Below are 11,399 nucleotides of genomic sequence, written 5' to 3' on the forward strand. Positions count from 1 at the left end.
ACTGCTCCATGGCCTCTGGAGTCAGCCAAAAAGTGAGACTCCCTCGCTGCTTTAAGGAGGCATCATACTCAGACCAGTTTTTGAGTCGATACAAGGACTTGGAGTTGGATTTAGACTTACTCTTACTCATATCTGCTGAGTGTAGTTTCGTGTACCATCTTGACTTCTTTATTTTTACCCTAAACATCATCTTTTGTGCAACAAAGCCCCTAATAATCAAAACTTTAATAGTAAAACAAATAGTGAAAAAGGCTGGAAGTTTAGGAAAAACTCTTATAAACAATTCGTGAATTGGATAACAGAAGAGATTGAAGAACAGCTAACTAATGAACAAGTAAAGGTAACGGGAAAAGTGACACTACACCTTTACGGAAAGCCTAAAGAAGAAAAAGAGAAAGCATAATTATTGCTAAACAAAATTTTTGAAGAAGGAGACAGGAGACAGGAGACAGGAGACAGGAGGAAAATTACATGGGGATTCGCTCCCCCAAGTAATGCGTGAACACCCTGTAGACGGTGGGGTATTAAACCCACAAAGAAAATGATAAAACACATAGACTGGGATGGAAAACCCACCCCACTAAAATTAACAATTAACTACGCACCAACAGCTTCTTTGGCAGCATACATAACTTCTAAAGAAATCTCCCCAATACCACGTTCTCTCGCAAACTTTTCTGTATTTCGCTTCACCTTACCCCGAACAAAACCAGGCACCTTATTCAACTCTGCTTTTGCTTCTTTCGTCCAATTCAAATCAGAATCAGCAGAAATACTCTTAGTAATAACCTCCTTAGTATCATGCCCACCAAATATTTCTAACAGGTGGTCTTCCATTCCCAAAGTAAAGGAGTTGTAAACCAAATCCGCAATTTGATTAGTTCCCTCATAACCCATAAACGGTTTATAACCAATGGGAAAATTCTGAATATGAATTGGTGCAGCAATTACACCACAAGGAATATTCAACCGCTTACCAACATGACGCTCCATTTGTGTACCAAAAATTGCCGCAGGTTCCACACGAGCGATCGCATCCCCAATCTCTCCATTATCCTCACTAATTAAAACTTCATCGCAATATTCACTCACCTGTTCCCGGAACCAGTCAGCATCATATTTACAATAAGTACCTGCCCAAACTACATGAATACCCATTTCCCGCGCCAAAATTTTTGTCAGAGCAGCAGCATGAGTATTATCCCCAAATACCACAACTTTTTTACCAGTTAAATTTTGACAGTCAATGGAACGAGAAAACCAAGCTGCTTGAGAAACGTGCAAAGTTTGATTATCAATAAATTCCTCATAGTCAACATTGGCACCTTGAGCATTAACCACCTGCTGAATTTTACGAATACAACGAGCAGTTTCCACCACACCCATAGGAGTAATGTCAATATAAGGAGTTCCAAACTCTGACTCTAAATATTTAGCTGCCATTATCCCCAATTCGCGATAGGGTGTGAGATTAAACCAAGCGCGAGGTAGATTTTTTAAATTGTGAACAGAAGCACTTTCGGGAATGACTTCATTAACTTCGATACCTAAATCTGCCATTAAGCGTTTTAACTCGGTGCAGTCATGTTGGTTGTGAAAACCCAGGGTAGAAACGCCAATAATATTAACAGAAGGTTTTTCAGTTTTCCCTTCTGGAAGTTCCCCTTTCTTTTTCGCCTTCTCAATATAATATTTAACGATTTGCTGCAAAGTGCTATCCGCTGCTTGGAGTTCGTTAACGCGGTAATGGTTAACATCTGCCAGCATTACATCACCTTTGGCATCTATTTGAGCGCGTTCGACAAAATTTTCTAGGTCTTCTTGCAAAATGCTGGAAGTACAGGTAGGAGTAAGAACAATTAAATCAGGAGCTTCTTCATTGTCTTTACGGATGATATTATCTACCACTTTTTCTTGAGAACCCCGCGCCAATACATTACGGTCAACTACACTGGTGGTGACTGGTGTATAATTACGTTCTCTTTCTAACATAGAGCGCATGACATTGAAATAATCGTCACCGAGGGGAGCGTGCATTATGGCGTGAACGTTTTTGAAAGAGCTGGCAACGCGCAATGTGCCAATGTGAGCGGGACCTGCATACATCCAGTAGGCTAATTTCATCTAATTTTCTCCGTTTTTTGTTAACTGTTATAGATTTGTTACTTTGATTGTCTCAAATTTTGATGTCTTTATTCATTTAACGGGACTTTTTGAACAATATTTTTTCAGGTTATCCCATCAACTAGGAACTCAGTTTGTCAGTAAAGCAATAAAATTTTGTTTTATTTAAGTATTCTTAATTTTTTAGTTAATTTGTGTAAATTAGGGGTTGACAATTGTTTGATATAGGTATATGAAAAAAGCGATCGCTTGTTTATAGTGTGCGATCGCTCTCCAGAAAAAAATCAGGTAATGTCCTACAAGTAGTGATTTTCTTGGCTAAGAGCTGATTCATAAAGTAAATCTTAAATTAGCTAGTCCCTTGACCATGAGTGGGATTAATCAGCCATAAATCATTGCTTCACTTACATCTGAATAGACTTCATAATCCTTACATAGCGCGCCTAAATCTATTTAGCCACCCATGCATTCCGTTCAACAATCCATCGCGCACGGCAATTGCTCAAAACTCTCTGATGTTCGTTTGATCACTTCCAATAGCGACGCCATCGCCACAAACCTGCCTAACAGCATTGGCAAAGTTTTTACCAGAATAACCCTGATCTACCCAGACTACCTCGCTCTTTCGATAGCTTGCTCTTTGCTTCATTGAGCACAACTACTGCTCCTAAACGTTCTGAGGCATTTGCCTCACTCACTAGAACTCCAATTATAGCAATGAGCGCTGGTGTATTTACAAATTGCAGGAGATGTCCAATAGCTAAAATCTTATATTATAGGCAATTTATTCCCCCTTCCGGAGCTGTTGCCTGCGCACAGCGCTATAATAATCCGAATCGAATCTACCACCATAAGGCGCTTACGGCCTTTAACTTTCTTACCACCATCGCGCGCCGTAGACAGCTCCCTTTTTTCTGTTGTTTTGACTGCCATAGGAATCAGCGTTCGCAACGGTGGAGTCTTGATCCCTGTCTAGTTGTGTTCTTAATTTTTGGCGAACTTGATCGTGAAGAAGTTGCCAGAAACCACGATGCTGCCATTTGGTGGAAGTATCTGTATACAGTTGTGTAGGGTGGTAAGTCATGGGGCATCATTTCCCATTGGAATCCAGTTCTTTGTACATAAAATATACCCCATACGAATTTCTCGGAAATCCACTTGAACAGGATGACCAAACCCTTTAGGTTTAGGTAGTAGAGCCTTGAGTATCTCCCCCATACGAATCACTCAGGTCCCTTGGGTATGGTTGACGTTTAGGGTTAGCGATCACCTCCGGTTAAGGGTACGCTATCGCAGGTATTAGACTCATTGGTTACAATATGGCTCAACTATACTCAACAATCACACCTAATTTGACTGGGATTAACTTTCTTTAGATTCTCTTTATGAATCAGCTCTTATATTACTAACTACAAAAATATTTAATCAATGCCATATTGCGATCGCAATACCATATACAAAATCCGAGATAACTCCCGTCGTTTCAAAGGTTGAGCATCCAAAGGTGTACCAGAAGTACCAAATAACTGAAACACATCAAAATCTCCACTTTTACCAACAATAAACGCTAACTGCTCCCGCGTACATTGTAAATTTGGGGCAAAATATCCATTACCCACCCCCGAAACAATACCCTTTGCTGCCATAGTTTCAATGGCACGATAGGCAAAATGCTCCTTCGGTACATCGAGAAAAGTGGGAAACTCAGGATTAAGCATTTCAAAACCCATCACATTTACCACTGCCACTGAAACAACTGCTCGGTTGACTGTTCCCTCTGGTAGAAAATATAAATGATTGTAATTCTCAGTCCGTACAATACCTGCCACAGCGAGAATTTGTATCGCCTCAAAGTCTGGGTCATCATGGGCAATATCGTTATACCAAAATAGGGGAATTTGATTACGAGTTAATAAACCCTGAAATTTATAAATCAGTCGTTTATTTGTAGCAATAGTACGAACATCCACCCCCTCATTTAGAGCAAAAGCAGCTAAATGACCGCCTGCTTCACCGATCGCCCATTCAACGGCGTGCATCCGATATACAGAATTAGTCAAATGAGTCGTGCCAATACTTTTCGCCGACAGAATCAGGTTATCCGTATCGAACGGCACCATTGCTTTTAACGCAATAGTAAAAGGCAAACATTTCATCTCATCTTTACTGTTGAAAATAAGGTGGTTAGGGTTATCAGTGGGATGAATATCAAACAAAGCATAATGACCGATACCAACGCTATCGTCAAAACATCGTCCCCGTGCTTGCTCGCCATAATATTGTTGGGCAGTATCTCGGTAAACAATAGTTGTTAATGCTATCCCTCTTCTTGCTTCGCGGATATAGGGTTCCAGAGCAATACCATCATTAGTCCAAGTCAAGTCTCCCCGTGGTTTTAACTCCCCTACCTTACCTATTAATATCCAATTGTTGGTTTTTAATGTTTGCGACTGGAGGTAATAAATATAAGCTTGAGTATATTCCCGTGCTTGCTGAATATGTTTTTGACGATCGCTCCGACTCACCCCAGTCAACAGACCCACTTTATAATCATTGGACTCATAATTCAGGATGGTCACATCACCATTACTCGTAGTTGGGATATACCCATCCTTGAGACGTTTTATTCGTCGATAAGTAAAAATTGCAAACCGCTCAAAAAATGTTCGTCCTTGAAAAGTGCTGGTAAATTTATCCGTTTGCAACCAAGGTTTCACCCCATAACCTTCTGGTTTACCGATGGGAACACCTGCTCCCTCAGCAGTTTTTTCCACAGCAGCACAAAAAGTGATTGACTGTTGACATTCGGGAAAAGGTTGTTGGGGAAGAAGTGCTTCACCCGTGTCGTTTTGTGATTCTTGTCCGACTCGCGACTCAATATTTCCTAATTCTAGTAAGTCTCCCAAGTCTGTCGCCTCAATGGTAATTTGAGCATTGACGGTGAAGCGTTGATTATTCTGCACATCCTGAAATACAACACCCGTTACCTGTCGCCGTTCATTGGGAGATTCACTAAACAAAATTTCTACAGGTTCGGCAAAAGGAATGAGGGTTAATTTGCCATTGCTGAGAAAATCTTCGATCGCTTCGTTAAGTGCTTGTGCCATAACTACAGTTGTCGTGGCAAAATTACTTACCCAACCCCCACCAGGATTATCAATTTTCTTACCATTAACTGGTTGGAGTTCCCGACTACGTTCGCGGAACTGCCATTGAGTCTTGGAAAAGGCATATTTGTCTCGGTCTACTTTATCTTCATATATTTCCCCTGGATTAAATTTTTTGTCTAGTTGAGGGTCATCGGAAGCAGGTAATGCTTGGGTAGTAAATTGTCCGCCTAATATTTGTTTTGGTTGCACGAGGCAAACATTAGCACCCGCTTTTAATGCACCCAGGGTAGCTGAATATGCTGCAGTGGAACCACCCACTATTAATATGGGAAATGAGAAAATTTGACCATCGGTGGGTCTGGTAAAAAAGCGATCGTCTAATATACTGTTGCTCATGGTTATTTGGGATGTGGAACTTTATCGCAAAAGGCTGATTCTTAATATTTCATTGTTTCAGCTTATTAAGGAAGTCCTAACCTTTTTGTCTAGTGCTATATTAATTTATAGCAGGGAACAGGCAACTCTTTGGAAAAAGAGGTAATTATTAATTATTATAGCAATTTCAAAAAAGAATGTTACGAATAATAAGTGTGATGAAAAGACAGGTTTAGGAGATGTCCCTTTGACTAAAAAGATAATTTACGACCTAAAAAATAGAATCTAAGCAATTCATTCTGACTCCTGTAGGGGCAAATAGCGGTTTATCCCTACCACTGAGTCCTAATAAATAACCTAGTTATATCATGTCCGGTAGCATTGGTATTGTAAGTGTGAAGGTAAGGAAGAAGGAAGAAGGAAGAAGGAAGAGGGAAGAAGGCTTAAAAGCTTGAAAAAACCTAAATTTCCTGTAGATATTCACCCTTGGTTTTACACAAACAATAAAGTGCGGACATGATATTATTTATAGCAAACATTGATCAAATTGGTATTAGACATCTCCGAAAAATAATAGACTTTTTGCATAATTAGGCAATATGCAACAGGGAAGAAAATTTCTGAAAAAAGGCAAAAAAAATTCTCTACATCTGTAATTTATACCAGATGTCTATTAATTTTAAGTTTTTGATTTTCTCACTATTTTTCTAGTTACTAACAAACTCGAACAAATTAGAATCTTCAATAATTGCCTCATCAAAAATAGCATGAGTTAAATTGGCATCCTCAAAAGATGTTTTTGATAACTTCTCCAAGTTGATAACAACTTGAAAAAACAAAATTATCGCCAATCCAAAAATTATTCCAGAACCCAAAAATAATAACAATGCCTTAACTATATTTCCGGCAAAAAAAGAGATAATACCACTCGAACCAATAACTGCTGAAGTACCTGTTAAAACTGCAGCAATAATCTCATTTTCAGCATTAGTAATAGCAACTGCTACAGCTCCAGTAGCAATTAAAGCAGCAACCCCCGCCATTCCACCAGCAACAAAACTCGCAAAAGCACTCGCAATAGTAACAGCGATCGCCGCTCCAGCACAACGGGCGATCAAAGTCCTAATTTTGCTCCTACATTGTCCAATTTTTGCTCCTCGAAAATTGGCCTCTACTAGGATAGCATCCTGAAAATTGCAACCCCTCAGATCGCAACCACTGAAATTAGCTTCTGTTAGATCTTGACCTTGAAAATCACGATGGCGTAGGTTTTGCTCAGAAAAATCTAAAGGTAATGGTTGATTCATGGTATTTTATCGGGAAGAAATAATTAAAGAGCAGAGGTACTTGACAATTGTTAGACAGATGTAGTATATCATTTAGATAGTCTGAAATAATCTAATTCCAATTTAAGTGGCCTTGATATAGCATGATGTTCACTTAGAAAAATGCCTTTGATACCTTCGACTCCTATCTCCTTTTGCTTGCGTAGATTCACGTTTTCCTCACCTCAGGCTAATTTTCTTCTCTACTGATTCGGTTTTTTTCCCTGATGCTAATGGCTGGATTAGCCAGTATTTAACGGTTTGTTATACTTTGTTTATTTTTTGAATTTGATATTTTTCCTCTGAGGCTCTTGTTTTTATTCATCAGCGATCGCATGGATACAAAGTCCAACGCTGATGATTTTTGTTGATGATTATAGATTATAGATACCTCAAATCCTTATCTCATATTTAATTCTGCTCATTTTCCTCCCTAGCTTACTCTCAGGAAATTTTAAAGATTCTGTAAAGTTAAGCAAAAGATATTGCAAAGACCTTTTGAGGAGGTTTAAATAGAAATATAGGAAGTAATAAAAATTTACAGCTTTTTTATGAAAAATCTAACTTTACTATCTGTCACAGTCCTCAGTGTGACATCTGCATTGGTTTTTGGGAAAATACAAGCTGCCTCTGCTTTAATTTGGAACTGGAGTTATTCTGCTCCTGGTATAGAAGCAAGTGGTAATTTGACGACTAATGACACTCCTGACGATTTAGGTTTTTACCTAATTACTGGAATTACTGGTACGCGAAATGACGAAACAATTATTGGTTTACAACCTACGGGAACTTCAATACCTGGAAACGAACCTTTTGTACTTGACAATATAATTAGTCTTAATCCTGATGAACAATTAACAAGTTCTGGTTTTGGGTATTTTACCTCGGAAGGAAACTTTGTTAATATGTTTTTTGCTGATTTTTTGCAGCCTCCGGGTTATTTTGAGATTTTTTCTGCGCCACCATTTATACCAGGTTTTGAAAATTTTGGGCCAGAAGATAGTGAATTGCCCGTTAGTTTTTCTGCTAGTTTTTCTGCTGCTCCAATCACCGTCCCTGAACCAACCTCTATCTTAAGCTTCCTCGCTCTCGGTACTCTAGGAGCAGTTTCAACCGTCAAACGCAAACTGAAGCCTTCCAAATCTACAGCCAACCCTAGCTAGTAGGTTGGGCAAATATTACAGCGGTTTTCATTTCGCTAGACCACAGTAGGGACGTTCTATGGAACGTCCCTACAATATTTTGGTTGTGATGATCAAGAATGAAAATTATTAAAGTATAATTTATCATTAACTGATTCCTTACAAATTGCTGTTGCTATTCAATCAGAAAGTGAGGATTTTTTAACTAATGATTTACAGTTAAAACGAGTCAATGAGTTATCTATTTTAGTAATCAGTGAATTAACATTATGACTCTATTTATCTTTATTTTTACTACCGATAAAGATTTTGAGAATTTTCGCTCGTATATTCCAGTTATTTTGTTTGTATTAAGTTTGACATAATTGATGAGATAATAGGACTACCAAAACAGTTAGTCAACTTTCCCATTATATATTATGTCACAAACTCCTTTTTCTCCAGAAGAAATAGCATCCGAAGGCATCAAACCAGAAGAATATCAAGAAATCCTGAACCGCCTTGGTCGCCACCCCAATAAAGCAGAACTAGGAATGTTTGGAGTCATGTGGTCAGAACACTGCTGCTATAAAAACTCCCGCCCCCTCCTCAAACAATTTCCCACTACAGGCAAACGCATTCTCGTCGGACCTGGAGAAAATGCTGGAGTCGTAGACCTAGACAACGGACTCCAACTCGCCTTCAAAATAGAATCCCACAACCACCCATCCGCTGTCGAACCATTTCAAGGGGCAGCAACAGGAGTCGGTGGTATCCTCCGAGACATATTCACAATGGGTGCGCGGCCGATCGCTGTACTTAACTCCCTACGCTTCGGTTCCCTAGAAGATGCTAAAACTAGACGCATTTTTACCGGAGTAATTTCCGGCATTTCTCACTACGGAAACTGTTTCGGAGTACCTACAGTTGGAGGAGAAATTTACTTTGACCCTGCTTATACAGGCAACCCCTTAGTCAATGTCATGGCATTGGGTTTAATGGAAACCCCCGAAATTGTTAAATCTGGTGCATCCGGTATTGGCAACCCAGTCTTATATGTCGGTTCCACTACAGGTAGAGATGGTATGGGTGGAGCAAGTTTCGCCAGCGCCGAACTCAGCGATAAATCAATTGACGATCGCCCTGCTGTACAAGTAGGCGACCCATTCTTGGAAAAATGCTTAGTCGAAGCTTGTTTGGAAGCATTCAAAACGGGGGCAGTAGTGGCAGCTCAGGATATGGGTGCTGCTGGTATCACCTGTTCTACTTCAGAAATGGCAGCTAATGGTGGAGTGGGTATTGAATTTGACCTTGACAAAGTGCCAGTGCGAGAAACTGGGATGGTTCCTTATGAATATTTGCTCTCAGAATCTCAAGAACGGATGTTGTTTGTTGCTGAGAAAGGTCGCGAACAAGAATTAATTGATATTTTCGAACGTTGGGGACTTCATGCTGTGGTTGCAGGTACGGTTATTGAAGAACCTATTGTGCGAATTTTATTTGAGGGGAAAATAGCAGCGGAAATACCTGCTACTGCTTTGGCAGATAATACTCCTATTTATGAGCGGGAGTTGTTGAGCGAACCACCGGAATATGCGAAAAATGCTTGGTCGTGGAATTCAGCATCTTTGCCATCATGTACGGAAGTAGGTATTGAAGTGCAGGGAAATTGGCAAACCTGGAATGATATTCTTTTGACTTTATTAGATACTCCAACCATTGCTTCTAAACATTGGGTGTATCAGCAATATGACCATCAAGTGCAGAATAATACTGTTATGCTTCCTGGTGGGAGTGATGCTGCTGTCATTCGGTTACGTTCGCAAATTTCTACGGAGAACCTGTCATTAAATTCTGGTGTTGCTGCGACAGTAGACTGCAATTCTCGTTTAGTTTATCTAGACCCATATACGGGGGCAAAAGCGGTAGTAGCGGAGGCTGCTCGGAATCTCAGTTGTGTAGGTGCCGAACCTGTGGCAGTTACAGATAATCTCAATTTTGGTAGTCCGGAAAAACCTGTGGGATATTGGCAACTTTCGGAGAGTTGTCGCGGTATTGCTGAAGGTTGTCGGGAGTTGGGAACGCCTGTTACTGGCGGGAATGTGTCTTTGTATAATGAGACTTTGGATGCTGACGGTCATCCCCAAGCAATTTATCCGACTCCAGTGGTGGGAATGGTGGGTTTAATTCCTGACCTGAGTCGTATTTGTGGACAAGGTTGGCAAACTGAGGGAGATATTATCTATTTAATTGGAAATTTAGGAGTTGGGTCTTTAGCTGCTTCGGAATATTTGGCAACTGTTTATGGTGTGGTTGCTGGTAAACCCAGTGAGGTAGATTTTGATTTAGAGCGTCGGGTACAGGGAGTTTGTCGTTATGGTATTCGTCAAGGTTGGGTAAATTCTGCTCATGACTGTGCTGAAGGTGGTTTAGCGATCGCTCTGGCAGAGTGTTGTATTAGTGGGAGGTTGGGAGCTGAGGTTAATTTGGAATTAGCTGAAAAGTCAGATTTTCGCTTGGATGAGTTTTTGTTTGGAGAGGGTGGTTGCCGAATTTTGGTTTCTATTGCGCAAGAAAATCAGAAAATTTGGGAGTCATATCTCCAGGAAAATTTGACTAATTTTTGGCAAAAAGTTGGTCTGGTTGTTAATGCTGAAAGTGCTTTGCAAATTTTAGTTGATGAGGGTGTGTCTTTAATTAATTTGGAGATGGGGGAAATGAGCGATCGTTTTAACAATGCTATTGAAAGGCGGTTGAATAGTAGGGAATAGGGAATAGGGAACAGGGAAAAGTAGGAAAAACATTGCCTAGTCTAAGATTCATTTTCAGCATAAGTCCTAACCTATCTTTCTATTGCTATAGGTGGTAGGTTGTAGATGAAATAAGTTTACCTACTGGACCGACACAGCTAAAATGGTGCATTAGGTGTAGGTTGGGTTGAGGAACCCGAAACCCAACATGAGCAAGCTTTTGTTGGGTTTCACTGCCGTTCAACCCAACCTACATTTTTAGGCGTGTCAGTCTACTACAACCATTTTCGGTAGTTCTGCATAGTAATGTATGCAGTAGATGAACCATTCCTAGTGCGGGCATCCTCGAAGGGAAGGGAGCAAGATGCTCCCACTACTGTATCTGGTATAGAAGGTAGCGGGAGCTAAAGGGTTTCTTACAATTTCGACTTAATTCTATACACGCTCCGATGCTACCGGACATGATATTATAGCAATGAGCGCTGGCATCTTTACATATTACATAAATATTGATAATGTAACATAAAAGTAACTGTATGAGCTGTATTTTTCATAAATTAGGCGATCGCTAAAGGTTAAAGTTTTAAGGATGCG

At 40.0% G+C, this 11,399-nt stretch carries 8 protein-coding genes; 4 read left to right on the top strand and 4 right to left on the bottom strand.

The window, feature by feature from the left end; translation table 11 throughout:
* The first annotated feature begins 193 nt into the window (after positions 1 to 193).
* Positions 194 to 403, top strand: a complete 210-nt coding sequence (locus F6K27_RS30630) for a hypothetical protein (protein WP_287279634.1) — start codon at positions 194 to 196, stop codon at positions 401 to 403.
* A 19-nt stretch (positions 404 to 422) separates the two neighbouring features.
* Positions 423 to 545 (top strand): hypothetical protein, encoded by a 123-nt coding sequence (locus F6K27_RS30635; RefSeq protein ID WP_275670431.1) that lies wholly within the window; start codon positions 423 to 425, stop codon positions 543 to 545.
* Positions 546 to 597: 52 nt separating this feature from the next.
* Here the strand turns inward: F6K27_RS30635 and bchB are convergent, their stop codons facing one another.
* From bchB to F6K27_RS30650, 4 genes are all read right to left on the bottom strand, one after another.
* A complete protein-coding gene (gene bchB / locus F6K27_RS30640) occupies positions 598 to 2,124 on the bottom strand; it encodes a ferredoxin:protochlorophyllide reductase (ATP-dependent) subunit B (RefSeq protein WP_124144374.1) in 1,527 nt (508 codons plus the stop codon).
* 938 nt (positions 2,125 to 3,062) lie between these two features.
* The gene (locus tag F6K27_RS34175) at positions 3,063 to 3,299 is read right to left on the bottom strand and encodes a transposase (protein ID WP_124144373.1); all 237 of its coding nucleotides are present in this window, start codon (positions 3,297 to 3,299) and stop codon (positions 3,063 to 3,065) included.
* A gap of 246 nt (positions 3,300 to 3,545) precedes the next feature.
* Positions 3,546 to 5,630 carry an FAD-dependent oxidoreductase gene (locus F6K27_RS30645; RefSeq protein ID WP_124154534.1) on the bottom strand — a complete coding sequence of 695 codons (2,085 nt, stop codon included), beginning with the start codon at positions 5,628 to 5,630 and terminating at the stop codon, positions 3,546 to 3,548.
* A 686-nt stretch (positions 5,631 to 6,316) separates the two neighbouring features.
* Positions 6,317 to 6,916, bottom strand: a complete 600-nt coding sequence (locus F6K27_RS30650) for a pentapeptide repeat-containing protein (RefSeq protein ID WP_287279635.1) — start codon at positions 6,914 to 6,916, stop codon at positions 6,317 to 6,319.
* Positions 6,917 to 7,485: 569 nt separating this feature from the next.
* On the opposite strand from F6K27_RS30650, the gene F6K27_RS30655 reads away from it, so the two are divergent.
* Both F6K27_RS30655 and purL read left to right on the top strand, forming a co-directional pair.
* Positions 7,486 to 8,097 carry a PEP-CTERM sorting domain-containing protein gene (locus tag F6K27_RS30655; protein ID WP_287279636.1) on the top strand — a complete coding sequence of 204 codons (612 nt, stop codon included), beginning with the start codon at positions 7,486 to 7,488 and terminating at the stop codon, positions 8,095 to 8,097.
* Positions 8,098 to 8,495: 398 nt separating this feature from the next.
* Positions 8,496 to 10,826 carry a phosphoribosylformylglycinamidine synthase subunit PurL gene (gene purL / locus F6K27_RS30660; RefSeq protein WP_287279637.1) on the top strand — a complete coding sequence of 777 codons (2,331 nt, stop codon included), beginning with the start codon at positions 8,496 to 8,498 and terminating at the stop codon, positions 10,824 to 10,826.
* Positions 10,827 to 11,399: the final 573 nt, after the last annotated feature.

Origin of the sequence: Okeania sp. SIO2F5, assembly GCF_010692685.1 — a bacterium.
GTDB lineage: Bacteria > Cyanobacteriota > Cyanobacteriia > Cyanobacteriales > Microcoleaceae > Okeania > Okeania hirsuta.